The organism is Cognatundibacterium rugosum (genome assembly GCF_014284365.1).
Lineage (GTDB): Bacteria > Pseudomonadota > Gammaproteobacteria > Burkholderiales > Burkholderiaceae_D > Undibacterium > Undibacterium rugosum.
Genome location: NZ_JACOGG010000003.1, coordinates 159,006 through 183,152 on the forward strand (window position 1 = coordinate 159,006; position 24,147 = coordinate 183,152).

At 51.9% G+C, this 24,147-nt stretch carries 20 protein-coding genes and 1 tRNA gene; 14 read left to right on the forward strand and 7 right to left on the reverse strand.

Going from position 1 to position 24,147, the window contains the following annotated elements; genetic code table 11:
- Positions 1-73 precede the first annotated feature (73 nt).
- Positions 74-520 (reverse strand): inner membrane protein YiaA, encoded by a 447-nt coding sequence (yiaA, locus tag H8K47_RS03955; protein ID WP_186880119.1) that lies wholly within the window; start codon positions 518-520, stop codon positions 74-76.
- Between the two features lie 234 nt (positions 521-754).
- Between yiaA and H8K47_RS03960 the strand changes: the two genes are divergently transcribed.
- From H8K47_RS03960 to H8K47_RS03975, 4 genes are all read left to right on the forward strand, one after another.
- Entirely contained in the window at positions 755-1,666 is a 912-nt protein-coding gene (locus tag H8K47_RS03960) for a peptidylprolyl isomerase (protein ID WP_186880120.1), read from the forward strand.
- A 120-nt stretch (positions 1,667-1,786) separates the two neighbouring features.
- The gene (gene leuE / locus H8K47_RS03965; RefSeq protein ID WP_186880121.1) at positions 1,787-2,452 is read left to right on the forward strand and encodes a leucine efflux protein LeuE; all 666 of its coding nucleotides are present in this window, start codon (positions 1,787-1,789) and stop codon (positions 2,450-2,452) included.
- Positions 2,453-2,881: 429 nt separating this feature from the next.
- The gene (locus H8K47_RS03970; protein ID WP_186880122.1) at positions 2,882-3,298 is read left to right on the forward strand and encodes a hypothetical protein; all 417 of its coding nucleotides are present in this window, start codon (positions 2,882-2,884) and stop codon (positions 3,296-3,298) included.
- A 58-nt stretch (positions 3,299-3,356) separates the two neighbouring features.
- Positions 3,357-3,782, forward strand: a complete 426-nt coding sequence (locus H8K47_RS03975) for a GNAT family N-acetyltransferase (protein WP_186880123.1) — start codon at positions 3,357-3,359, stop codon at positions 3,780-3,782.
- A 54-nt stretch (positions 3,783-3,836) separates the two neighbouring features.
- Here the strand turns inward: H8K47_RS03975 and H8K47_RS03980 are convergent, their stop codons facing one another.
- The 6 genes from H8K47_RS03980 to H8K47_RS04005 all read right to left on the reverse strand — a co-directional run bounded on the left by H8K47_RS03980 (position 3,837) and on the right by H8K47_RS04005 (position 10,347).
- Positions 3,837-4,517, reverse strand: coding sequence for a Fe2+-dependent dioxygenase (locus tag H8K47_RS03980; protein ID WP_186880124.1), 681 nt, complete (start codon positions 4,515-4,517; stop codon positions 3,837-3,839).
- 178 nt (positions 4,518-4,695) lie between these two features.
- A complete protein-coding gene (locus tag H8K47_RS03985; RefSeq protein WP_186880125.1) occupies positions 4,696-6,966 on the reverse strand; it encodes a catecholate siderophore receptor Fiu in 2,271 nt (756 codons plus the stop codon).
- A 228-nt stretch (positions 6,967-7,194) separates the two neighbouring features.
- Positions 7,195-8,238 carry a quinone-dependent dihydroorotate dehydrogenase gene (locus H8K47_RS03990; RefSeq protein ID WP_186880126.1) on the reverse strand — a complete coding sequence of 348 codons (1,044 nt, stop codon included), beginning with the start codon at positions 8,236-8,238 and terminating at the stop codon, positions 7,195-7,197.
- A 98-nt stretch (positions 8,239-8,336) separates the two neighbouring features.
- On the reverse strand, positions 8,337-9,065 hold the full coding sequence (locus H8K47_RS03995; protein ID WP_186880127.1) for an arginyltransferase: 729 nt from the start codon (positions 9,063-9,065) through the stop codon (positions 8,337-8,339).
- Positions 9,062-9,778, reverse strand: a complete 717-nt coding sequence (gene aat / locus H8K47_RS04000) for a leucyl/phenylalanyl-tRNA--protein transferase (RefSeq protein ID WP_186880128.1) — start codon at positions 9,776-9,778, stop codon at positions 9,062-9,064. The genes H8K47_RS03995 and aat overlap by 4 nt, the downstream gene beginning before the upstream one ends.
- The gene (locus tag H8K47_RS04005) at positions 9,775-10,347 is read right to left on the reverse strand and encodes an NUDIX hydrolase (protein WP_186880129.1); all 573 of its coding nucleotides are present in this window, start codon (positions 10,345-10,347) and stop codon (positions 9,775-9,777) included. Before H8K47_RS04005 ends, aat begins: the two co-directional genes overlap by 4 nt.
- Before the next feature lie 204 nt (positions 10,348-10,551).
- On the opposite strand from H8K47_RS04005, the gene H8K47_RS04010 reads away from it, so the two are divergent.
- The 10 genes from H8K47_RS04010 to H8K47_RS04055 all read left to right on the forward strand — a co-directional run bounded on the left by H8K47_RS04010 (position 10,552) and on the right by H8K47_RS04055 (position 24,040).
- A tRNA-Met gene (locus H8K47_RS04010) sits at positions 10,552-10,628 on the forward strand.
- Between the two features lie 272 nt (positions 10,629-10,900).
- Positions 10,901-11,770 carry an SMC-Scp complex subunit ScpB gene (scpB, locus tag H8K47_RS04015; RefSeq protein WP_186880130.1) on the forward strand — a complete coding sequence of 290 codons (870 nt, stop codon included), beginning with the start codon at positions 10,901-10,903 and terminating at the stop codon, positions 11,768-11,770.
- Positions 11,760-13,298, forward strand: coding sequence for a pseudouridine synthase (locus H8K47_RS04020; protein ID WP_186880131.1), 1,539 nt, complete (start codon positions 11,760-11,762; stop codon positions 13,296-13,298). Before scpB ends, H8K47_RS04020 begins: the two co-directional genes overlap by 11 nt.
- Before the next feature lie 218 nt (positions 13,299-13,516).
- Complete coding sequence (gene rimP / locus H8K47_RS04025) at positions 13,517-14,002, forward strand: ribosome maturation factor RimP (RefSeq protein ID WP_186880132.1); 486 nt, start codon at positions 13,517-13,519, stop codon at positions 14,000-14,002.
- Positions 13,999-15,558 carry a transcription termination factor NusA gene (gene nusA / locus H8K47_RS04030; RefSeq protein ID WP_162020156.1) on the forward strand — a complete coding sequence of 520 codons (1,560 nt, stop codon included), beginning with the start codon at positions 13,999-14,001 and terminating at the stop codon, positions 15,556-15,558. Before rimP ends, nusA begins: the two co-directional genes overlap by 4 nt.
- Before the next feature lie 47 nt (positions 15,559-15,605).
- Positions 15,606-18,464 (forward strand): translation initiation factor IF-2, encoded by a 2,859-nt coding sequence (gene infB / locus H8K47_RS04035; RefSeq protein WP_186880133.1) that lies wholly within the window; start codon positions 15,606-15,608, stop codon positions 18,462-18,464.
- A 57-nt stretch (positions 18,465-18,521) separates the two neighbouring features.
- A complete protein-coding gene (rbfA, locus tag H8K47_RS04040) occupies positions 18,522-18,908 on the forward strand; it encodes a 30S ribosome-binding factor RbfA (protein WP_162020158.1) in 387 nt (128 codons plus the stop codon).
- A 27-nt stretch (positions 18,909-18,935) separates the two neighbouring features.
- Entirely contained in the window at positions 18,936-19,871 is a 936-nt protein-coding gene (gene truB, locus H8K47_RS04045; RefSeq protein WP_186880134.1) for a tRNA pseudouridine(55) synthase TruB, read from the forward strand.
- A 167-nt stretch (positions 19,872-20,038) separates the two neighbouring features.
- The gene (gene typA / locus H8K47_RS04050; RefSeq protein ID WP_186880135.1) at positions 20,039-21,874 is read left to right on the forward strand and encodes a translational GTPase TypA; all 1,836 of its coding nucleotides are present in this window, start codon (positions 20,039-20,041) and stop codon (positions 21,872-21,874) included.
- Between the two features lie 363 nt (positions 21,875-22,237).
- Entirely contained in the window at positions 22,238-24,040 is a 1,803-nt protein-coding gene (locus H8K47_RS04055) for a DUF4153 domain-containing protein (RefSeq protein ID WP_186880136.1), read from the forward strand.
- Positions 24,041-24,147 lie beyond the last annotated feature (107 nt).

Genomic DNA, 24,147 nt, shown 5'->3' on the forward strand with positions numbered 1-24,147 from the left:
CCTCCCTTGTGACTGCGTTGCGGTGACAAGGGGGCAATGCGCGTGTTTGATTTCAGGTTGATTTTAGGTTGAATTATGACTGCTGGTCCGGCAGCTCATACTCTGCCTGATCCGGATGCAAGCGTCGTATCACCGCCAGGTCACGTATGTTTTTTTGCACGGCGACAGCACCAAACAGGCTTAGTAAAAAGCCCATGGCATAAAAGCCTTTTTCACTATTACTCAGACTCGCGTTCCACAAGCCCACGCCCAGCAATAACAGCGAAATACCTACCGATAACCAGCACAGGCCAAAATAAATGCCGGTCACTGGTATGCCTTCGAGTTTGTCACGCACCGACTTTTGCAGGGATACAGCGGAAAACAAGCCGTACATCAAAATGGTGAAGTAATAGCCTTTTTCATTGAGCAGCATCGCTGCATTCCAAAGGCCGACCACATAGGTCAGGGCACCGACAAACATAGCGACCCAGGACGCGGCGATAAATGCAGCAGTGGGGGGCTGATAGTGTGGCTTCATTTGACTTTCCTTTCTGTGAGCGTTGCGTCAGACCTTGGCCGCCAGTAAAGTGTGGCTAACTGATGGCTTGCCAATATAGCAAACGGAACCTGACTTGATAAAAGAATTTACAGTTTGTCGGATTTTAATGTGGTTTGGTCGCGCCGCGTGATACGCAATCAGACTGGACAAATGGGCGCAGTCAGCGTAAGTTTTGCGACCTGTCCTGTAAACTTTTTAACAATGGAGTGAGCAATGCGTATGTCAAGAATGATGTGCCTGGTGGTCGCTGTATGCGCCAGTTTCTCTGTCCACGCGGCGACACCAGTCAAGTCCGCAGTCAGTATGAGTGATGTGTTAAAAGCCTCATCTGCGACGGACTGGCGTGCGCTGAATCCGGATAACACCTTATATCTGGAACTGGAAAAGGGCAGGGTGGTAATGGAGTTGGCCCCTGACTTCGCACCGCGCCATGTGGAGAATATTAAAAAGCTGGTACGTGAATCTTATTTCGATGGGCTGGCCATCGTGCGTGCGCAAGACAATTATGTCGTGCAATGGGCTGATCCGGATGAAAAGCGCGAAGTCAACACTGCGCAACGTAAGCTTGATGGCGAATTTACTGTGAAGTACAACGCAACATTGCCTTTTACACGCTTACCGGATGTGGACGGTTACGCGCCGCAAGTCGGCCACAGCAATGGCTTTGCAGCGGGGCGTGATCCTAAAGCTGGCACCACCTGGCTGGCACATTGTTATGGTGCGCTGGGCGTGGCACGCGGCAATGAGAATAACAGCGGTGACGGTACTTCGCTGTATGTGGTGACGGGCCATGCGCCGCGTCAGCTGGATCGCAATATCACGGTGGTCGGCCGCGTGATGCAGGGCATGGAGTTGCTGACCAGTTTGCCACGTGGTACCGGTGCACTGGGCTTCTATGAAAAGCCGGAGCAGCATACCCGCATTGTCGCGATCAAAGTGGCAGCGGATTTACCAGTAGCCGAGCGCAGTCAGCTGGAAGTGATACGTACCGATACCCCGACCTTTCAGAAACTGGTGGCAGCGCAGCGTAACCGTGGCGGTGACTGGTATAAAGTCCCGGCCGGACATATTGATCTGTGCAATGTTCCTTTACCGGTGCGCGCAGTGAGTAACAAGGTGCAGTGAGCAGGTGCTGCAAGCTTGCAGCCCTGTGCTGCTTCGCTGGCAGTGTTATGATGCGAAGCAGTCCTTTGCGGGCTGCAACTGCAGCGCCTTCTTTACACTGACCTCACCACTACATTTCCTATGAATGCACTGATACACGCCACTTTTGGCATTTCTGATTTCTGGACTTTTGTGATCGGGACGATATTTATCGTCTTGTTGCCAGGGCCGAATTCTCTGTATGTGCTGAGCGTGGCTGCACAGCGCGGCGTGCGTCAGGCTTACCGTGGTGCCTGCGGGATTTTTCTGGGCGATCTGATCCTGATGGTATTGTCTGCGGGCGGTATGGCATCCTTATTGAAAGCTAATCCAGCGCTGTTCTACGTCGTCAAGTATATAGGTGCAGCGTATCTGGCCTGGATAGGCTTGCAGATGCTGCGTGGTTGCTGGCTGGGCTGGAAGAACCGTCATCAGGCGGTGAGCGAAGTGCAGCGCGCGGTCGAACCAGGTGATCCGTTCACAAAGGCACTGGTCATCAGCCTGATGAATCCTAAGGCCATCCTGTTTTTTATTTCTTTCTTCATTCAGTTTGTTGATCCGGCGTTTGAGCATCCCTTGCTGTCTTATGGTTTGCTGGCGCTGATCTGCCAGATTTGCAGCTTTACTTATCTGACCGTGATTATATTTATCGGCGTGCGCCTGGCAGAAACCTTCCGTCAACGCCGCCGCTTGTCGGCCGGTGTGACCGGTGGAGTCGGTGCCATGTTTATCGGCTTCGGTGCCAAGCTGGCCAGCGCCACGCTGTGATGTTATCCGCGTCCAGTGTCATGTAGCTCATCACATTACGTTGGGCAGAGCGTGACACCTCTTCTTTATTGTGCAGGTCTGTATCAGGTCACAGTAAATGCCGCTGAAGTTGGCAGTGAAGGCGGTTATTTGCCATCACTGATGACAAATAAAAATTTGAATTCGCTTTTGCAAATATTAAGCTTCAGAGGGGCGCCAAAGGAAGAGCCGTAAGACTGTCGGGGTTTGCTGACATATTTGCAAATTCCTGTTAATGAGGAATTAACGGGGCTGCATTTTATTGATGGATTTTTTCTGTCACGCTTTTACACTAAACATGGGCAGTTTTGTTTTGATTTAAGTTTTAGCATTGAAAATTATTCGAATTAAACGATTACTGTAAACTTGCTCCTCCTTTCATTTAAGTGGCACAAGTGTGCCTAAACCGGTATGTCCAACTTATTCATTGCTTCTGCCGCCTTATTGGCGATTGCTGCCAGCTCACTTGCGTTCGGCTTACGTTATCTGTTTGCTAGGGAATATTTGTTTTACCATGCTCAACTGACGGGCTTGGCCTGGGGCGATATTCCTTCTCACTATCAGGCGATTATTTTGGGTATGCTGAAAATGGTAGGCGCTGGCTTACTGGCATTTGGCTTGGCCTTAGCCTGGCTGGTGCTGCCTTTCAGCCGTGGTGAGAGCTGGTCTTTTTGGGCGATTTTGTCCTTAGTCAGTGTTCACGGGTTCATTTCGATTTACGTCACGATAGTCTTACGTAAAATTAATCCTTCCGCACAGACCAATGTTTTCGCATCCTTTGTCGGGGTTGCTGTCGCTATGACAGCACTGGTGATCGCGCAGTTTTGACGCTTACAAGGTGGGTGGGTCTGACCTGTATCGATCGAATAAATAATGAGGCAAAACGATGAAAATCGTCACCACTGAAATGGCGACTGAGGCTGAGCAGGCTGTGCTCAGGGAGGGGATCGTCCGCTTCAATCACGAAGCCGTGCCGGATCTGGAGCCTGAGAGTGCAGAAGTACGTTTCTTTGTTTTGGCGCGTGATGAGCAGGACGTGGTGGTTGGTGGCATCCGTGCCAGCTGTTTCTGGAACACGCTGCATGTCGAGTTGCTTTGGTTGTCGCCCGCAAGCCGGGGTGCCGGGCTGGGGAGGCAATTGCTGAGCGCTGCGGAAGAAAAAGCGAAGCAGCATGGAATGGAGCTGGCGCTGGTAATGACGACTAGCTGGCAGGCTAAGCCATTTTATGAAAAGCAAGGCTACACCTTGTTATCCAGCCTGGAAGGGATGCCTAAGGGGCATACTTCTTACACTCTGCAAAAGCGGTTTTGAATGCCACTGTCCTGATCATGCCGCCTGTGCATGGTGCCAGGCGGACTGATTGCTTCAGGTTTCGGCCCACATGCGTAACAGGTTGTGATATTGCGCAGTCAGGCTTACAACTTCACGGCTGTCGCCTAGCTGAGCACGCAGGCGCGTGATGTTTTGGTCCATGTCAAACAACATGCTGCGGCGCGCGTCGTCACGTATCATGCTCTGACTCCAAAAGAATGAGCAGACACGTGTGCCACGTGTGACAGGCGTCACCTGATGCAGGCTGGTTGATGGGTAGACGATCATGTCACCGGCCGGCAGTTTGACTTCATGGGTGCCATAGGTGTCGACTACCATCAATTCGCCGCCTTCATACTCTTCTGGATCGGTCAGGAACAGCGTAGTGGAGACATCCGTGCGCAGGCTTTGGCCTGTGCCGGGTACCCGCCTGACTGCGCCGTCTACATGCAGTCCATAATGTTCCCCGCCCGAATAGGCATTGAACAGCGGCGGCACGATGTGTAAAGGCAGGGCTGCGGAAAAAAATACAGGATGGCGTTTGACGATGTCGAGCAATTCCTGACTCAGTTCGCGCGATACCGCAGAGTGCTCCGGTAATTGCCGGTTTTGTTTTACCTGCGCACCTTGTGCACCGACGGTTTCTTTTCCATCGACCCAGTCGGTGGCAGCCAGGCGACTGCGGAAACTGGCGACTTGTTCCGGTGTGAGTACGCCGGGGATATGTAGCATCATTTTCTAACTCCAAATAGTCATGACGGCTGATCATGTCGATCTGCTGATACGAGAGCTTCTCATCATGCAGCTTATATGCATTGCCGTCATGATGTTGCTTAAGCCAGCTTACTTTTTTTCTCTGATCCAGAAAAAAAGCCCCTCCTGAGAGGGGCGTTAATTACAACAGAGTGGGGTATCAGAACTTCACATTGACACCCAGGCTGATCGCACGTGGTGCGCCTGGTGTGTAGCGGTAGCCGCTCTTATTGATGGCAGCGACATAGACTTTGTCAGCCAGGTTGCTGATGTTGAGCTGCAGATCAATGTTCTTTGTGATTGCATAGCTGCTCATCGCATCAAATACCCAGTAAGACTCGGTCGAGGCCGGAGTGCCGATTGCGCCATCTGTACCACGCAATAAGGCATCCACAAAACGTGCGCCACCACCGACTTTCCAGTCTTTATTGATCTGGTAAGAAGTCCATGCAGTGAATGTCTGCTTAGGGGCATAGGCCAGATTGTTTTCGCCATTCGCAGTGACTACCGGACCTGCTGCCACTTTGGTATTCATGCGGGCATAGCCTGCGCTGACCAGCCAGTCGCGGTTGATCGCGCCGGTCAGGCCCAGTTCTATACCTTCTACACGTTTTTCACCCGTCTGGTAGTACATCAGATCAGACAGATTTTGTACGACTTCGTTAGAAATCGTCGTGCGGTAAATCGCGGCAGTGAAGGACAGTTTTTCTTTCAGCAGATCCCATTTGGTGCCGATTTCTACGTTCTTGGTTTCCTGGGGATCGAACTTAGGATTCGCTGCGCTGCTCGCAGCAGTGCTCAGTGCAAAGTTCGAGCCACCTGGTGGTTGTTTGGACGTCGAGAACGACGTGTAAACACTGCTGCTTTCGGTTGGCTTGTACAGTGCACCCAGTTTCCAGTTCAGCAAATTGCCGCTGGTATTCAGGTTAGTCGGTACTAAAGTATTGACTGGCAGCGTAGGGTTAGAAGCCGCAGTGGACAAGGAAGCCGCTGTGTAATCGGTATTGTAGCGATCAACGCGCACGCCACCGTTAACTTGCCATTGTGGTGTGAACTTGATGGTGTCAAATACATAGGCGCTGACGGTGGTGGTTGCACCACGGCTGAATACGCCGTTTTTGACCAGATTCAGACCGCTGATCGCATCAGCCGGATTTGGCTTGTACAGATTTGCTGCTGGCAGAGTGCCGGTGCCATTGTAGCCCCAGGTATTTTGCTTTTCAGAAGTCAGTTCCACGCCGCCCAGCAAAGCATGCTGCACGCCAGCCAGGGTCAGATCGGCCTGGATGTTGGTCTGGTTAGTCAGAATTTCATTTTCCTGATCTTTCAGCGTGCGGATGCTACGCGCCAGATTCCAGCTGGACAAATCGCTGGCGCCAGGTGTCAGTAAGTTAGCCTTGGACGCCATGAAGGAAGTCAGCAGATAATTTTGCGTGGTCTTGCCATAACGTGCGGTATTGATCAGTTTGACGTTTTGAGAAAAATCATGCTCGATGCGGCCAGTCAGCATGTCTGCCTGAACTTTATCGAAATCGCTATTTGATCCGTAAAAGTTTTTTGGATCGACTTTTGGTGCATTGCTGATGTAAGGGCGGCTAGCGTCCGGGCTGGTATAGCCAGGCAGACCGATGGTAGGAACGCCACCATCCGGAATATTGTCTTGTTTTACGTGCAGGAAGTTGGCATAGAAACGCGTGTTGCCACCCAGACCCCATGCCAGCGAAGGCGCAATCGCCCAGCGTTTGTTATTGACTTCGTTACGGCCAGGCACGCCGCTATCCTGCACCATGGCATTCAGACGGAAAGCAGAGCCGCTTTTTTCATCGAGTACCACGTTGGTATCTGCTGCTACGCGCTTTTGCGAGCCGCTGCCGAAAGTCGCGTTAACCGAAGTGATGTTATCCATTCTGGCTTGCTTGCTGCTCAGATTGATAGAGCCTGTCGGTGCGCTGCGGCCGCTGTCGGTGCCTGCGTTGCCTTTCAATACGTCGATTTGTTCGATATTAAACAGATCACGTGAGATAGAGCCGAGGTCACGTACACCATCAACATAGATGCTGCTGGAGGTATCAAAGCCGCGCATGTAAATCGCGTCGCCAGTATTGGTGCTGCCGTTTTCGCCCAGGAAGAATGCGCCCACGCCTGGTGTATTGCGCAGCGCGTCAGTCAGCGTCAGTGCGCCTTGCTGGTCGATCAGTTCACGTTTAATGACCGAGATAGTTTGTGGCGTATCAACCAATGGCTGCGTGTATTTGGCAGAAGCCGCTTTTTCCGCCTTGAATTCGTTTTCGGCTTTGCCTTTCACTGTGACTTCAGGCAGTTTGTCCGCTGCATGGACTGCAACTGGTAACAGCAGCGCTGCCGCAATGGCTGCGCTCATGGTGTGTTGAATCGGGGAACTGGCGTGCTTGCGGCTCTTGATATGCGACATCGGAATTTCCAAAAGTAAGTTTAACCACAAAATACCTGTTGGCTTTTCCAGATGGGAATGGCTGGTATTTCAAATTCAGCGTGGGATTGTAACGAACTTTATTGAAAATGTAAATGAGAATGATTGCTAGTTGCGATTGAGTGTTGATTTTGATTTTTGTGCTTTGCGCAGGATCAAAAAAGGTGGCATGAGCCACCTTTTTTTCGCGCCATCAAGCTTGTGTGAGCTTTAGCGCATGCGGCGCAATGCGCTTGCACAGTCTTTGATCAGTCCCGGGCCTTGATAAATAAGGCCAGAATACAGTTGCACCAGCGAGGCGCCGGCTTGCATCTTGGTGATTGCATCCTCACTGGAAAAAATACCGCCTACACCGATGATGGGCAGAGCATCGCCCAGTTCAGCTTTTAAGGCGCGAATGACGCGATTGGATGGCTCAAATACGGGTTTACCTGACAAGCCACCAGCTTCTTCTGCGTGCTCCAGGCCTAATACTGCATCGCGTGTGATGGTCGTGTTAGTCGCAATCACGCCGTCGATACGATGACGCAGCAGTGCATCGGCGATAGTCTTAATTTGCTCGGCATCGATATCCGGTGCGATCTTCAGGGCGACTGGCACGTAGTGTTTGTGCTGGTCAGCCAGACGTTGCTGCGCCTCTTTGAGCTGGGACAGCAGGCTGTCTAATTCGCCGGCACCTTGTAGCTGGCGCAGGTTCTTGGTGTTGGGCGAGGAAATGTTGACCGTCACATAGCTGGCATAGGGATAGACTTTACTCAGGCAGTGCAGGTAATCGTCGGCGGCACGTTCTATCGGTGTGTCAGCATTCTTGCCGATGTTGAGGCCGAGCACACCCTGCTTATCCTGAAAAAAGCGCGAGCTTTGCACATTACGCACGAACGCATCCACGCCGCCGTTATTAAAACCCATGCGGTTGATGATGGCCTCTGCCTTAGGCAGGCGGAACATGCGTGGCAAGGGGTTGCCCGGTTGAGCACGTGGTGTGACCGTGCCGATTTCTATCGAGCCAAAGCCGAGTGACGCCAGTCCATCGATATAAGCGCCATCCTTATCCAGTCCGGCGGCCAAACCAACGGGGTTGGGAAAGCGTATTCCCATCACGGTACGTACATCTTCCTGTGGCTTGCTTATCAGGCTGGAGAGGCCCAGCTGATGTAGTTTTTGCAGGCTTGGTAAGGTGAAATGGTGGGCTCTTTCCGGGTCCATGGAAAACAGGGCGGGCCGGATGAGGGAATATAAAAGGCTTTCGGACATAGTGTGCTTAAAATTAGCTAATAGCTGATAGAGAAAAACGATGGAGTATTGGTCTGGCTGAGAAAAGGCTTGCCATTATCCTTCGCAGGTGGCTGATGTTAGGTATGTAGTTCCTGCCATCTTCCATGCAATAGAGCGTCCAGAGGTTTGAAATTGGTCTTATAGGCCATTTTCGGGCTGGCGGCTATCCAATAGCCGAGATAGACGTAATCTAATTGCAATTCCTGAGTCTGCTGGATTTGCCAGAGGATATTGTAAGTGCCGTAGGAGCAATTCGTGTCATCCGGATCAAAAAAAGTATACACCGATGACAGACCGTCATTCAGTATGTCAATGATGCTGACCATTTTGAGTGTATTGGCGGCGTCGCGGAATTCCACCAGACGGGTGTTGACCCGACTTTGCAGCAGAAATTGCGCGTATTGGTCGCGGCTGTCCTGATCCATGCCGCCACCGGCGTGGCGTGACTGTTGGTAGCGTTGATACAACTCATAGTGCTCGGCTGAATAGGCCAGGTTGGCCACATAGGCGCTCAGTCCGCAGTGCTTGTGCCAGGCACGGCGCTGGCTGCGGTTGAGTTTGAAGTCATGGGCCCGGACTCGGACAGGTGTGCACGCCCGACAATTATCGCAGTGGGGGCGGTATATAAAAATGCCGCTGCGCCGGAAGCCATTTCTGACTAATTCCGCATAGGCGTCGCTATGAATCAGGTGGGCTGGCGTGGCGACTTGCGAGCGCGCCTGTACCCCTTCCAGATAGCTGCAAGGATAGGGGGCCGTAGCATAAAACTGTATGCTCGTCAGTGGAAGTTCATGCAGTTGTGTCACTTGCTTCTGATCCCGGGTGCTTGCCAGTCCGTGATGGCAGGCTGTTTTGTTGCGATATCGAGCCATTCCAGAAACGCGGCTCTGCTGATGGGCTGGGCGCCCAGTGAGCTGAGATGCGCTGTTTCCTGTTGGCAGTCTATCATTTGCACACCTTGCTCACGCAAAAAAAACACCAACTGGCTCAAGGCGATTTTAGAGGCATCGGTGACGCGTGCAAACATGGACTCGCCATAGAACATTTTGCCTATGCAGACACCGTATGCGCCACCGACCAATGTATTGTTCAGCCACAGTTCGGAAGAATGTGCATAGCCTTGGCGATGCAGTGCGCTGTAGCCTTGAATAATCTCTTCTGATATCCAGGTTCCGTGTCCATCTTTTCTGGGGGCGGCACAGGCGCGCATGACAGCTTCAAAAGCGCTGTCAAACCTAAGTTCCCAGGCTGAGTCATGACTGATTTTATTGAGTTTCTTGCGCAGGCTATCTGAAAGCTTGAATTCGGCCGTCTTTAGTACCATGCGTGGATCGGTAGACCACCATAAAATTGGCTGGCCCTCAGAGAACCAGGGAAAAATGCCGCTACGGTAGGCAAGGAGCAGGCGCTCTGCAGACAAGTCGGCGCCGGCTGCGAGCAGACCAGCGGCGCCCTGCGCCTCAGTCAGTGCAGTACTTACATCCGGAAAAGGGCTGTTTGTGTCCAGCCAGGGGATCACAGATCACTCCGCATGGGTTTAAAAATATCATGCTCATGCAATTGATAGCTGCCGCCCTGAGCGACCAGGCGCTGATTGTCAAAGAAAAATTTCAAGGTCTCGCTGACGGTCGGGAAGGCAATGTCTTGCCACGGAATCTCGGCTTCAGAAAATAACTGAACTTCCAGACTTTCGGTGCCTGGCTGAAAATTCAGGTCCAGCAGGGTGGCACGATAAAATAAGTGTACCTGATTTACATGAGGCACATTCAGTATAGAAAACAAATCATGCAGACGGATGTTGGCGCCGGCTTCTTCCTGGGTTTCGCGCTCAGCTGCGGCGCTGCTGGTTTCACCGTTTTCCATAAATCCTGCTGGCAGTGTCCAGTAGCCATGGCGCGGCTCAATGGCGCGCTTGCACAGTAAGACTTGCAGTTGACCGTTTACTTCCCATACAGGAATGGAGCCTACGACTAATTTGGGGTTTTGATAGTGCACTGTATGGCAGGCGGGGCAAACAAAGCGTTCACGGTTATCGTCGGGTGGAATTTGTATGACAACCGGTGTCGCGCATTCGGAGCAGAATTTCATGGCTGAATTCGAATAGATAAGCAATGACCTGAGTGTACCACTGGCTTTGCCTATGGTAATCAATGCGCATGATTTCTTGTTGTGATGCGAATGCAGACTTTGATGATGCGGTGCATTATAGAGTAAGAATATCGTTAATTTAGGCTGCATTTGGTGCGGGCATTGCGCGCAGCAGCAAAGTCGTGTATAGTTTCATTCTTCAGACGCGGGGTGGAGCAGTCTGGCAGCTCGTCGGGCTCATAACCCGAAGGTCGTAGGTTCAAATCCTGCCCCCGCAACCAAGATTCAAAAAAAGCCACGTTGTACGTGGCTTTTTTATTAGCTGCGTGATTGAAATTTTTTGATTGTCACCCGCATTCTGGACTACAATCTGTTATCTACTGATTTTGCAGGGCTTGCATATTCAAGATATGCGTCTTAATTAGCCTCGATCTTTAGCCCCGATCTGCCCTGAGAATGGGTGAAGCCAGCGAAGTGCTTGGTAATACGTAATGGTGAGTGATGGATCTCGTCCCGCCATGTGACATCAATATAAACCCGTGTAATAGATTGCATGAATACTGCTGAGGCAAAACGAGTCCTCGAAACGGCTTTATTGTGCGCACCTGAGCCTTTGACGGTCGGTGCCATGAAAAAACTGTTTCAGGAGACGGATGAACAGGCTGATGTAATTGGTGCTGATACGATCAGGATGATGTTGGAGGATTTGCGTCGTGACTGGTCGGGCAAGGGAATAGAGTTGGTTGCCTTGTCGACTGGCTGGCGTTTCCAGAGCCGGCCTGAAATGCGCGCTTATATCGACAGGCTCAATCCTGAAAAGCCTCCCAAATATTCCCGGGCAACGCTGGAAACCCTGGCGATTATCGCTTATCGGCAGCCGGTAACGCGCGGTGATATCGAAGAGATTCGTGGCGTGACGGTATCGTCGCAAATGATAAAAACGCTGGAGGATCGCGGCTGGATTGAAACTATTGGTCACAGAGATGTGCCGGGGCGGCCAGCCTTATTTGCGACCACTAAACATTTTCTGAGTGATTTGGGCCTGGGCTCTCTCGATCAGTTGCCGCCTTTGCAGCAGATTAGTAAGGAGCAGGTTGCGCCGGAATCGGGTGCGGAAGATTTGCTGGCATTGGCGACTGATGCTGTGGCTGATATCGAGTCGGGTCAGCCGGGTGGCGTGCAGGTAGTGCTTGCGCAGGTGGAGTCTGATGGTGAGGCTGATGCGGTCGGATCTGGGTTTGCTTTGTCAGCCGAAGAGTTAAAGGCTGATGCGCAGGAAGTTGAACAAATAGTAGCTGAAGAATTAGTGGCTGAGTCGGCGCCAGTCGCTTTACCTCAGATGATAGAGCAGGCGGCTGAATTGCATCAGCAGCCTTTAGTAGAATTAGAAATAGAATTAGAAGATAAATCCAATGAATTCTGAAGATATGGGCGCAGATCGCGCACAAGATAGTGATCAGTCTGCTGCTGACAACGGCCGGCCGGCCAAGCGTGGTGTGCGTGGTCCGCGCAATATGCGCAGGAATAGTCGTCCGCGTTCTGAGGCTGGTGAGCAGCAGGCCGCGATAGCTGGTGCTGGCTCGACTGAGCCTGCTGAGGCGTTTGCGAAGCAAGCAGCACCACGTAAACGTCAGTCGCGTAATGAGGTGGGAGCTGATTCTGGTGCGGTAAGAAAAGAGCGTGCCCCGCGTGATGCATCGACGCGGAATAAGCCAGCGGCTAAGCAGGGGCGTGCTCCTCAGGCGCGTGGTGGTCGCCGTGATACAAATGCGCCCGATGACGTGTTTTCTTTCGTGACTTCCGATGCGTATGATGCCATTGATGAGGGTGGTGCTAAGGGGCGTGGGCGTCAACAAAAAGTGGTGCGTCGTGATTTGACTGCGGATGATGATGCGCCTAAATTGCATAAGGTGCTGGCGGAAGCGGGTCTGGGTTCGCGGCGTGATATGGAAGAGCTGATTGTGGCTGGGCGCGTGTCTGTTAACGGTGAGCCAGCGCATATCGGTCAACGTATTTTGCCAACGGATCAGGTGCGCATCAATGGTAAGCCGATTATGCGCAAAGTGACGAAAAAGCCGCCACGTGTGCTGATTTATCATAAGCCTGCCGGTGAAATCGTCAGCACTAATGATCCTGAGGGGCGTCCTTCGGTATTTGGTAGTTTGCCTACCATGAAGGTGGGTAAGTGGCTGGCGGTTGGGCGTCTGGATTTTAATACTGAAGGTTTGTTGTTATTCACGACTTCCGGTGATCTTGCGAATCGTCTGATGCATCCGCGTTATGGTATTGAGCGTGAATATGCGGTGCGCACCCTGGGTGAGTTAGAAGAGGGTATGCGTCAGCGTTTGCTGGCTGGTGTTGAACTTGAAGATGGTATGGCGCAATTCTCTAAAATTGCCGATGGCGGTGGTGAGGGTGTGAATAAGTGGTATCGCGTGATTATTGGTGAGGGCCGTAATCGTGAAGTGCGCCGTATGTTTGAGGCGGTTGGATTGACTGTCTCTCGCCTGATCCGTACCCGTTACGGTGCCATGACTTTGCCGGCAAATCTCAAGCGTGGCCGTTGGGAGGAGCTGGAAGAGGATGCGGTACGCAGCCTGCTGAAGCTCAGTGGTCTCGAGAAGTCTGCCTCAGATAAGCCTGCGCCAAGAACGCAGCATGCACAAAAGCCGATTTCCAATAAATCTGCGGTGCCATCCTTTGCGCAGCGTCAACCTAGTTTGCCGATGAGCTCCGGTCGTTCTGAAATGGGCTTGGGGCGTGCTGCGAATGGTAATAAAATGAATTCTGGTAACAAGGTGTCTGGTGGTAAAAAGCGTCAGCCCGATCCTTTGCAAACTGCCTTGGGTTATCCGGATGTTGCGCCACAACGTCGTGGTCCGACGCAGCGTGGCAGTGGTCAGGCGATCGGGCAGGGAATCGCAGCCCGCCGCCGTTCGCGTGGTGCCTGAGATAGCACCTGATGCGTGTCTGAATTGTGTTTGTTTGTCCCTGTTTTTCCATTGCGACAGGGTAAATAATCGTTTATAATCTGGTAGTTAGCAGATTATGCCTAAAGTTGTAAAGTTCAGGCGCTAAAAAAGATGGGCAGTTGCCCATTTTTTTTTGGTTTTGCCGCTTGTTTGCGTGAACTTTCTGCTGTGTTGGCTTATGTGAATCGGAGAATAGTTTGGTTTTATTGGAATTGATAGAGAAAACCGTCAATGGCACCGGCTATGAGCTGGTGGACTTTGAGCAGGCCGAGCGTGGGTTGTTCCGGGTGTACATTGATTTTTTGCCCGCTGATTGGGAAAAGGGCAATATCACAGTTGAAGACTGTGAAAAAGTCAGTCACCAATTGTCGCATGTGCTGATGGTTGAGAATGTTAATTACAGTCGCCTGGAAACTTCGTCTCCCGGTATGGATCGCCCATTGAAAAAGCTGAGCGACTACGTGCGCTTCGCTGGTTGCAAAGCAACCGTCAAATTGCGTATGCCTATGCCGGGAACGCCGAATCGCAAAACCTTTGAAGGGGTTTTGCATGAGCCTGAAGGCGATAATTTGAAGCTGGAATTTGAAGTAAAAGATGGGTCGGCCATGCTGGAGTTTACGCTCGCCGATGTGGATAAGGCACGTCTGGTGCCACAAGTGGATTTTAGGAGTCGCAAAGCATGAGTCGTGATTTGTTGTTATTAGTGGATGTGCTGGCGCGTGAAAAAAACGTCGATGAAGAAGTGGTCTTCGGTGCGTTGGAGCATGCACTGGCTCAGGCGACAAAAAAACGTTTTCCCGGCGAAGTAGATATTCGCGTTGAAATTGATCGCGACACAGGCGAGTTCCGTTCTTTCCGCCGCTGGCACGTGGTGCCGGATGAAGCTGGTCTGCAATTGCCTGATCAGGAAATTCTGCATTTCGAAGCAGTCGAAGATGATGCCGATATCCAGGTTGGTGATTACATCGAAGAAGAAATTGAATCCGTTGATTTTGGCCGTCGTTTTGCACAGGATACCAAGCAGGTTGTGTTGCAGCGTATCCGTGATGCTGAGCGCGAGCAAATTTTGGCTGACTTCCTGGCGCGTGGTGACTCCCTGGTAACAGGTACCATCAAACGCATGGAACGCGGTGATGCTGTGGTTGAGTCCGGTAAAGTGGAAGCCCGTCTGCCACGTGATCAGATGATCCCGAAAGAAAACCTGCGTGTCGGTGATCGCGTCCGTGCTTACATTTTGCGTATCGACCGCAACGCACGTGGCCCTCAGGTTATCTTGTCCCGTACCGCGCCTGAATTCATCATGAAGTTGTTTGAGCTGGAAGTGCCAGAGATCGAACAGGGCTCCCTGGTGATTAAATCGGCTGCCCGTGATCCTGGTGTGCGCGCGAAAATCGCGGTACATACCAGCGATAAACGCATCGATCCTATCGGTACATGCGTAGGTATGCGCGGTTCCCGCGTACAGGCAGTGACTGGCGAACTCGGTGGTGAGCGTGTAGATATCGTGCTGTGGTCGGAAGACCCGGCACAGTTCGTCATTGGTGCGCTGGCGCCGGCCAATGTGTCATCCATCATGGTGGATGAAGAGAAGCATGGCATGGACGTGGTTGTCGACGAAGAAAACCTCGCGATCGCCATCGGCCGCAGTGGCCAGAACGTACGTCTGGCAGCTGAACTGACTGGCTGGCAAATCAATATCATGACTGCAGAAGAATCTGCCAGCAAAGCTGAGCAGGAAACTGCAGGTATCCGCGCCCTGTTTATGGAAAAACTGGACGTGGATCAGGAAGTGGCTGAAATCCTGGTGGATGAAGGCTTCTCCAGTCTCGAAGAAATCGCTTATGTACCAATCAGCGAAATGCTGGAAATCGAAGCGTTCGACGAAGACACTGTGAATGAATTGCGTAACCGTGCGCGCGATGCCCTGTTGACTGAAGCGATTGCTTCGGAAGAAGGTCTGGAAGGCATGGAAGATCAATTGATCAACCTCGAAGGTATGACCCGCGTGACTGCTGGCAAACTGGGTTTGGCTGGTATTAAAACGCTGGCAGCTTTTGCTGCTCTGGCATACGACGAATTTGGCGCGATCCTGGCATTATCTGCCGACCGTTCCCGCCATTTGATTAAAGAAGCATTTGAAGATGTGACCGATGATGAGATGAAACTCATCGACGCTAAATATGATGATCAGGCCAAAGCTGTATTAGCGACCGCCTGGAAACTCGTAGAAGCTAAGTAATTCACGGGTTTCAAATTCATAACGCGCACATAGAAAAAGAGGACTGAATGGCGAGTAACAACGTTGCCCAATTTGCCACCGAGCTGAAAATGTCAGCGGATTTACTGCTCACGCAATTGCGTGCGGCAGGCGTGGATAAAAATTCCACGTCGGATTCATTGACCAAAGAAGATAAGGACCGACTGCTGGATCACCTGCGTCGTTCCCATGGATCTGCTGTTGACACTGAAAAGAAAAAGATCACGTTGACTCGTAAAGAGACAACGGAGATCAAACAGGCGGATGCTACGGGCAAATCGCGCACCATTCAGGTCGAAGTTCGTAAAAAGCGTACCTTTGTAAAGCGCGATGAAATCTCTGCTGAAGAAGCGCCGGCACGTGCTCCTGTCGTTGATGCGGAAGAGATTGCGCGTCGCGAAGAAGAGGCTCGCCGCGAGGCAGAGCTGATCGCGCGTCAGGAAGCTGAGCTGATCGAAAAGCAGGAGCGTCTGGCTAAGCTGGAAGCTGAAAAAGAAGCGCAGGCAAAAGCTATGCGTGAAGCTGCTGAAGCTGAAGCGAAAAAGGCAGAAGCTGAGCGTCTGAAAGCGGAGCAGGCTGCTGCTGCAGCGGCCGTCGCAGCTGTGAAAACGGCTGAAGCTAAGCCAACTGCCAACGACGAAGAAAAGAAACGTCTGGAAGCAGAAGAAGCGAAGAAAAAAGCGGCTCTGGAAGCGAAAGAAGCTGCTGAGCGTGCTGCCGCAACAGAGCGTGCCCGCAAAGCGGTGGCTGATGAAGTTGCGCAGATCAAAGAAATGATGAATGCCGCACGTCGTCCTAAGCCAGTTGCTCCGGCACCTGCGCCTGCACCTAAAGTGGCAGAGGGCACGCTGCATAAGCCAACGGATAAAAAACTGGCCGACAAAAAGCCAGCGCCTGCGGCTGAAAAGAAAGATGACAAAAAACCTGCAACGACGGATAAGAAGGCAATTAAATCTGCCAATGTATCGTCGACCTGGCAGGATGAGTCATCCAAAAAACGCAGCGGTGGTTTGAAAACCCGTGGCGATACGTCGGGTGGCCGCGATGGCTGGAAAGGTGGCCCTAAAGGTCGCCGTAATCATCATCATGATGATCAGCGCGAATCGAATTTCCAGGTTCCGGTTGAAGCCGTTGTAAAAGAGATTTTTGTGCCAGAAACACTGACCGTGGCTGAACTCGCGCATAAGATGGCGGTGAAGGCTTCCGAAGTCATTAAGCAATTGATGAAACTGGGTCAGATGTGCACCATTAACCAGGTACTGGATCAGGAAACAGCGATGATTCTGGTCGAGGAAATGGGTCACAAAGCATTTGCTGCGAAGATCGATGATCCGGAAGCGATGCTGACAGACGTGGCGGAACATGCGCAGTACGAAGCATTCCCGCGTGCGCCGGTGGTGACAGTCATGGGTCACGTTGATCATGGTAAAACGTCCTTGCTGGATTACATCCGTCGCGCTAAAGTCGCGTCAGGTGAAGCCGGTGGCATTACTCAGCATATCGGTGCCTATCACGTTGAAACACCACGTGGCATGATTACCTTCCTCGATACGCCAGGTCACGAAGCGTTTACCGCAATGCGTGCACGTGGTGCGAAGGCAACTGACATCGTTATTCTGGTGGTTGCAGCTGATGACGGCGTGATGCCGCAAACGAAGGAAGCGATTTCCCATGCTAAGGCGGCGGGCGTTCCTTTGGTGGTAGCGATTAATAAGATTGATAAGCCTAGTGCCAATCCGGATCGCGTGACTCAGGAGCTGGTTGCTGAAAGTGTTGTGCCGGAAGAATACGGTGGTGATTCTCCTTTCGTTCCTGTGTCTGCAAAAACTGGCCAGGGTATCGACGCCTTGCTGGAGCATGTATTGCTGCAGGCAGAAGTGATGGAGTTGCGTGCGCCGAAGGATGCGCCGGCTAAAGGTCTGGTGGTTGAATCCCGTCTGGATAAGGGGCGCGGTACCGTTGCAACTATCCTGGTTCAGTCCGGTACGCTCAAGCGTGGTGACGTGGTACTGGCAGGTTCTTCGTATGGCCGTGTACGCGCTATGCTGGATGAAAATGGTAAGAGCATCGGCGAAGCAGGTCCTTCGATTCCGGTAGAAATCCAGGGTCTGACAGAAGTGCCGTCCGCTGGTGAAGAAGTCATGGTGATGGCCGATGAGCGTAAAGCACGTGAAATCGCGCTGTTCCGTCAAGGTAAGTTCCGTGACGTGAAACTGGCTAAACAGCAAGCTGCTAAGCTGGAAAATATGTTTGAAAACATGGGCGAGGGTGAAGTGAAAAACCTGCCTGTTATTATTAAAACAGACGTTCAGGGTTCGCAGGAAGCGTTGGTGCAGTCGCTGGTTAAATTGTCTAACAGCGAAGTGCGCGTACAGGTTGTACATGCAGCGGTGGGCGGTATTTCTGAATCCGACGTCAATCTGGCGGTGGCTTCGAAAGCAGTAATCATCGGCTTTAATACCCGTGCTGACGCGTCTGCGCGTAAGCTGGCTGAGTCGAATGGCGTGGATATTCGTTACTACAACATCATTTACGATGCGGTCGACGAAGTCAAAGCAGCCTTGTCCGGCATGCTGGCTCCAGAGAAGCGTGAGCAAGTGATCGGTATGGTAGAGATCCGCCAGGTATTCATGGTCAGCAAAGTCGGCGCAATTGCGGGCTGTCTGGTGACCGATGGTATGGTTAAACGTACTTCTTCTGTCCGTCTGCTGCGTAATAACGTAGTTACCTGGACAGGCGAGCTCGACTCCCTGAAGCGTTATAAAGATGACGCTAAAGAAGTCAAAGCCGGTATGGAGTGCGGCTTGTCCCTGAAAGGTTATAACGAGATTCAGGTTGGCGACACACTCGAAATATTTGAAGTTCAAGAGATAGCACGTACGCTCTAAACACTTCGGCCCCGGACTCGTTCCGGGGTTCTCGTTTTATGGCGTAGAAAAGAATTTATGGCAAAACATAGTAAAAATATTCCGGGTCGTGGTCTGCGTGTTGCAGATCAGATCCAAAAAGATCTGGCAGAAATTATCTGGTCAGAGTTGAAAGATCCACGCGTCGGCATGATCACGCTGACCGAAGTCCAGCTCACGCCTGACTACGCGCATGCGAAAGTGTATTTCACCACGCTGGCAGACGATGCGGAAGCGATCAAGGCGACCCAGCAAGGTTTATCCAAGGCTGCTGGTTTCTTGCGTAATCAGCTGGGTCTGCGTCTGCGTATCCACACCTTGCCGCAACTGCATTTCGTGCATGACACCTCCACCATCCGTGGTATGGCGATGTCTAAGCTGATCGATGAAGCGATCGCGACCCGTGTTCAGGACGAAGAAGAATAAAGCCAGTCCGGTTTTTCCAGATTACTTATGACGAATCCCCCCAAAAAACGCACGCGTTTGCCAGTGCATGGCGTGCTTTTGCTCGATAAACCCGTTGGATTTTCCAGTAATGATGCGCTGATCAAAACCAAGCGCTTGCTGAACGCGATCAAGGCCGGGCATACCGGTACCCTGGATCCGTTTGCAACTGGCTTGCTGCCACTGTGCTTTGGTGAGGCGACCAAGTTTTCTCAGGATTTGCTGGAAGCGGACAAGACTTATATCACCGTAGTTCATCTGGGTATCACCACGACTACTGGAGATACAGAAGGTGAGCAACTGGAGCAGCGTGCCGTCGACGTCAGTATTGAGCAGATACGGGCGGTGCTGGCGCAATTTACAGGCCCGATACAGCAGGTGCCTCCCATGTATTCAGCGCTTAAGCGTGACGGCAAACCCTTGTATGAATATGCGCGTGCCGGTGTGACGCTGGAGCGTGAAGCCCGTGCGGTGGTGATCCATGCGTTGGAATTGCTCGATTACAGCGCGCCCATGATGACTTTGCGCGTCAAATGCAGCAAGGGAACCTATGTGCGGGTGCTGGGTGAAGATATCGGTGCTGCACTGGGTTGTGGTGCGCATCTGCAAGCTTTACGCAGGATACAGGTTGGTCATTTGCAGCTGGAAAAATCGATCACGATCGAGTCAATTGAGGCGATGCCGGAAGCAGCGCGCCTTGAGTTGCTGGACCCGGTAGACGCCTTGTTGTCCAGCTTCCCGGCTATTACACTGGATGAGGCGCTGTCCGTCCGTTTCCTGCACGGTCAGCGGCTCGCGCTCGCCAAACTGATGCCAGATTTGCCCGCGACACCTGGCCGGGTGCGCGTGTATCGCGCTGCCGACCACCAATTGCTGGGTTCTGCGCAGTTGCAGGAATTCGGCATTCTGGCACCGGAGCGGCTGATACAAACCGGTACCCATTGAGCCGCTGTGCTGCCGGGCTTACCGGCAGTTCACCGGTGCTTAGTTTTATTGAAGTCAAATTGTCATCGTACGGTAGCAACTCCTTGAAATAATAGGAGTTTCCTGCTTTTGCGTTGCAGCATGTTATAATCTCAGGTTATCCGATTTACCCCAAAACGAACGCTATCATGTCTACTACAAAACGCGCTATTCGCAACATCGCAATTATCGCTCACGTTGATCACGGCAAAACCACGCTGGTTGATCAATTGCTGCGCCAATCCGGTACTTTCCGTGACAACCAGCAGGTTGATTCTCGTGTCATGGACTCCAATGATATTGAGAAAGAGCGCGGTATTACCATTCTTTCCAAAAACTGTGCCGTTGAATACAAAGGTACCCACATCAATATCGTGGATACACCAGGCCATGCGGACTTCGGTGGTGAAGTAGAGCGTGTATTGTCGATGGTAGACAGCGTGTTGCTGCTGGTCGATGCGCAAGAAGGCCCAATGCCACAGACGCGTTTCGTGACACGTAAAGCACTCGCGCTGGGTCTGAAGCCTATCGTGGTTGTGAATAAAATTGACCGTGAAAACGCGGACCCACAAAAAGCCGTTAACGCGACTTTCGAATTGTTCGACAAGCTGGGCGCAACTGATGAACAGCTGGACTTCCCAATTGTGTACGCTTCCGGTTTCAAAGGCTATGCAGGCCTGGAAGACACAGTGCGCGACGGTAACATGGAGCCATTGTTTGATGCGATCCTGAAACACGTTCCTGCACGTGAAGATGATCCGAATGGTCCTTTGCAATTGCAAATCACATCGCTGGAATACTCTTCTTACGTTGGTAAGATCGGCGTTGGCCGTATCCTGCGCGGTAAAGTGAAAGCGTTGCAAGACGTGGTCTGGATGAATGGCCCTGAAGATAAACCAACTAAAGCACGTATCAACCAGGTTCTGACATTCAAAGGTCTGGATCGCGTATTGGTTGACGAAGCGCTTGCTGGCGACATCGTACTGATTAACGGTATCGAAGAAATCGGTATCGGCTCCACGATCTGCGCACCAGATACCCCAGAAGCCCTGCCTATGTTGAAGATTGACGAGCCTACCCTGACCATGAACTTCATGGTTAACAGCTCGCCACTGGCTGGCCGCGAAGGTAAATTCGTGACTACCCGTCAGATCCGTGACCGTCTGGAACGCGAACTGAAATCCAACATGGCATTGCGCGTAGTGCAAGCTGAAGGTGATGATTCCACATACGAAGTTTCCGGTCGCGGTGAGTTGCATCTGACTATTCTGATCGAAAACATGCGTCGTGAAGGTTTCGAGCTGGCTGTTTCCCGCCCACGCGTTGTGTTCAAAATGGTAGATGGTGTACGTCACGAGCCATATGAAAACCTGACCGTTGACGTTGAAGAGTCCAACCAGGGTGGTGTGATGGAAGAACTGGGTCGCCGTCGTGGTGATCTGCAAAACATGGAACCGGACGGCAAAGGTCGTGTACGTCTGGAATACCGTATTCCGGCCCGTGGCCTGATCGGCTTCCAGGGCGAATTCATGACACTGACCCGTGGTACAGGTTTGATGAGTCACGTGTTTGATGACTACGCACCCGTCGATAACTCCAAAGGCGAACTGGCTGGCCGTCGCAATGGTGTATTGATTTCTCAGGATGATGGCGCTGCTGTTGCTTACGCGATCTGGAAACTGCAAGACCGCGGCCGTATGTTCGTGAGCCACAATGATCCAGTGTACGAAGGTATGATCATCGGTATCCATTCCCGTGACAATGACCTGGTGGTTAACCCGATCAAAGGCAAGCAATTGACTAACGTTCGCTCTTCCGGCACGGATGAAGCGGTACGTCTGGTACCACCAATTCAAATGTCTCTGGAATACGCAGTTGAATTCATTGAAGATGACGAACTGGTTGAAGTCACACCTAAGAGTATCCGTCTGCGCAAACGTTTCTTGAAGGAACATGAGCGTAAGAAAGCTTCCCGCGAAGCGTAATCCTTAAAGGGTTTATCCGGACAATAAAAAACCGCAGCGTCGTCTGCGGTTTTTTTATGTCGCCAATTTTGCTTGCCTAACACCATGCCTGTCGCTAGATTCATGTGTCTGACTAAATGCGGAAATTAGCATAGCAACTTTGCATATATCCAAATAATTAAAAGGCTGTTTAAAAACTTCGATGCAGATTTCAGCATAGCTATGCCAATAGGAACGCTGCGCTTCGTCAACGGGTGTCAGGGATGTCAGGCATTTAATGTAATATAAGCAATTTCGGGTGCTGACATCTGGCTGTACAGATCTATGAAGCGAGGCGTCAGAAAGCCTAAAAGGCTGAATCTATCACGGTAGAAGTGGGATGCGATGAATCAGGAATTATCTTCTGTCAGCCGTTCGGTTGGTCTGATCAGGGTAGTGGTGGCGGCTGGGCAGGCGCTGTTACTGTTTTTGCTGTATCGCGCGGCAATGGATAAAGTGTGGCCGGCGTTAGTACCGCAATGGTTTTTTCCTTTGCTCTTATGCGGACTCAGTTTGCCGGTGATGGCAATTTCTTCGCTGGGACAAATGCGTAGCGCTGCCTTGCTACGCTGGCTGGCGGTCCTGTTACTGGTCTTGGTTTTATTGACGCAGCATGACTGGTTGCGCCGCAATGGCTGGAATAATGGCTGGGGCTTGCCGCCGGATGAAGTGCAGATTGTGTTTCCTTCACCCTTGCTATTTTTCTTCAGTGCTGTGAGTTTGTATGTGGCGCAAGCCCTCAAACTCGCTTATGAGCAAAACCAGCAATGCTTGGGTAGCTATCCCGTGTATTTTGATTTGTCGTGGAAATTGCTGGTGCAATTGGTGTTTTCCCTGATTTTTGTTGGTGCTTTGTTTGCCTTGCTGTATCTGGGTTCGGCTTTGTTCATGTTGCTGAAGCTGGATTTCTTAAAACACTTGCTGGAAAAAGACTGGTTCAGCATTCCGGTGGCAGTGTTGTCATTTGCCTGTGCCTTGCATTTGACCGATATGCGTCCGTCCATCGTGCGCGGCATCCGCAATCTGTTGCTGGTGTTGTTGTCCTGGCTGCTGCCGGTGGCGACTCTGGTACTAAGCGGCTTTCTGGCGGCTTTGCTGTTCAGCGGCACAGAATTGCTATGGCAAACCAAACACGCAACGAATTTACTCTTAAGCTCCTGTGTCGTGCTGGTGGTGCTGATCAATACTGTATTTCAGGATGGCACCGCCTTGCAGTCAGCCGCGCGGATATTGCGCTGGAGCGCGCGTGTCGCTTGCTTGTTGTTGCCAATACTGGCGGCGCTTGCTCTGCGTGCGCTGCAATTACGCATAGGGCAGTATGGCTGGAGCAGCGATCGTGTGATTGCAGTGATGTGTGCGCTCATCGCATTGAGCTACGGTTTGGCCTATCTGCGTGCTGCGCTCAAGGTGGATGGTCTATTGAGTAGCATCGCTGGCGTGAATATCGTCATGGCCTATGTGCAGTTAGCGGTGGTGCTCGCCATGTTTTCGCCTTTGCTGGATCCGGCCCGCATCGCAGTTGCCGATCAGTTGGCGCGTTTGCAGCAGGGGAAAGTCAGTGCTGAACAATTTGATTATGTCTATTTGCGTTTTGAAGGTGGTCGCTACGGGCGCGCTGCACTGGAGCAATTGCAGCAGTTGCAGCCGGAAAAGGCCTTGTCCCAAGCCGCCACCATCCGTACGCGTGCAGCGCAAGCCTTGGCGCTGACCCATCGTGGCCGTGAGAGAGTGGATGTCATTACGCCCTATGAAGTCTGGCCTCAGGGCGCTGTTTTGCCTCAGGGGTTTTTGACGCAGGCAGACGGAACAGCAGCGCCATGGCTGAGTGAGTATCATCGTGCATGCCTGATCGCCAAAACGCGTGGCTGTGATGTGCTGATGCAGGATATGAATCACGATGGTAAGCCAGAGGTCTTGGTGCTCGAGCGTGGTAGTTATTATGGCGGCAGCCTGTATGCCGAACTGAGTCCCGGAGTTTGGGCGCATCAGGGGCAAGTCGACTTGCAAACACAAGAATGTGCCGGTGTCAAAGAAGCATTGCGGGCCGGCCAGATCAAGGCTGTGGCGGGCTGGGATGTGCTCGAAGCGGCAGGCGCACGCCTGGTCGTGACGCCGGAATTTGCCAAGCGGAGCCATTGCCCGCAGTAATCACGGGTTATCCTCGGGTTTGGATCAGAAAACGCGGTGTGCCAGTTGGTATGGTTGCGTTTTATTGCTTCCTTATTAAGCTGAATGCACTGTATTTCTGTATGAGC

What these genes read in the sequence shown, in the direction of transcription:
- infB (WP_186880133.1), top strand. Translation starts at nt 15,606, where the DNA reads ATGGCGAGTAACAACGTTGCCCAATTTGCCACCGAGCTGAAAATGTCA.
- H8K47_RS03985 (WP_186880125.1), bottom strand. Translation starts at nt 6,966, where the DNA reads ATGTCGCATATCAAGAGCCGCAAGCACGCCAGTTCCCCGATTCAACAC.
- scpB (WP_186880130.1), top strand. Translation starts at nt 10,901, where the DNA reads ATGAATACTGCTGAGGCAAAACGAGTCCTCGAAACGGCTTTATTGTGC.
- H8K47_RS04005 (WP_186880129.1), bottom strand. Translation starts at nt 10,347, where the DNA reads ATGAAATTCTGCTCCGAATGCGCGACACCGGTTGTCATACAAATTCCA.
- H8K47_RS03990 (WP_186880126.1), bottom strand. Translation starts at nt 8,238, where the DNA reads ATGTCCGAAAGCCTTTTATATTCCCTCATCCGGCCCGCCCTGTTTTCC.
- H8K47_RS04055 (WP_186880136.1), top strand. Translation starts at nt 22,238, where the DNA reads ATGAATCAGGAATTATCTTCTGTCAGCCGTTCGGTTGGTCTGATCAGG.
- H8K47_RS03970 (WP_186880122.1), top strand. Translation starts at nt 2,882, where the DNA reads ATGTCCAACTTATTCATTGCTTCTGCCGCCTTATTGGCGATTGCTGCC.
- nusA (WP_162020156.1), top strand. Translation starts at nt 13,999, where the DNA reads ATGAGTCGTGATTTGTTGTTATTAGTGGATGTGCTGGCGCGTGAAAAA.
- typA (WP_186880135.1), top strand. Translation starts at nt 20,039, where the DNA reads ATGTCTACTACAAAACGCGCTATTCGCAACATCGCAATTATCGCTCAC.
- H8K47_RS03975 (WP_186880123.1), top strand. Translation starts at nt 3,357, where the DNA reads ATGAAAATCGTCACCACTGAAATGGCGACTGAGGCTGAGCAGGCTGTG.
- H8K47_RS04020 (WP_186880131.1), top strand. Translation starts at nt 11,760, where the DNA reads ATGAATTCTGAAGATATGGGCGCAGATCGCGCACAAGATAGTGATCAG.
- rbfA (WP_162020158.1), top strand. Translation starts at nt 18,522, where the DNA reads ATGGCAAAACATAGTAAAAATATTCCGGGTCGTGGTCTGCGTGTTGCA.
- yiaA (WP_186880119.1), bottom strand. Translation starts at nt 520, where the DNA reads ATGAAGCCACACTATCAGCCCCCCACTGCTGCATTTATCGCCGCGTCC.
- H8K47_RS03980 (WP_186880124.1), bottom strand. Translation starts at nt 4,517, where the DNA reads ATGATGCTACATATCCCCGGCGTACTCACACCGGAACAAGTCGCCAGT.
- truB (WP_186880134.1), top strand. Translation starts at nt 18,936, where the DNA reads ATGACGAATCCCCCCAAAAAACGCACGCGTTTGCCAGTGCATGGCGTG.
- leuE (WP_186880121.1), top strand. Translation starts at nt 1,787, where the DNA reads ATGAATGCACTGATACACGCCACTTTTGGCATTTCTGATTTCTGGACT.
- H8K47_RS03960 (WP_186880120.1), top strand. Translation starts at nt 755, where the DNA reads ATGCGTATGTCAAGAATGATGTGCCTGGTGGTCGCTGTATGCGCCAGT.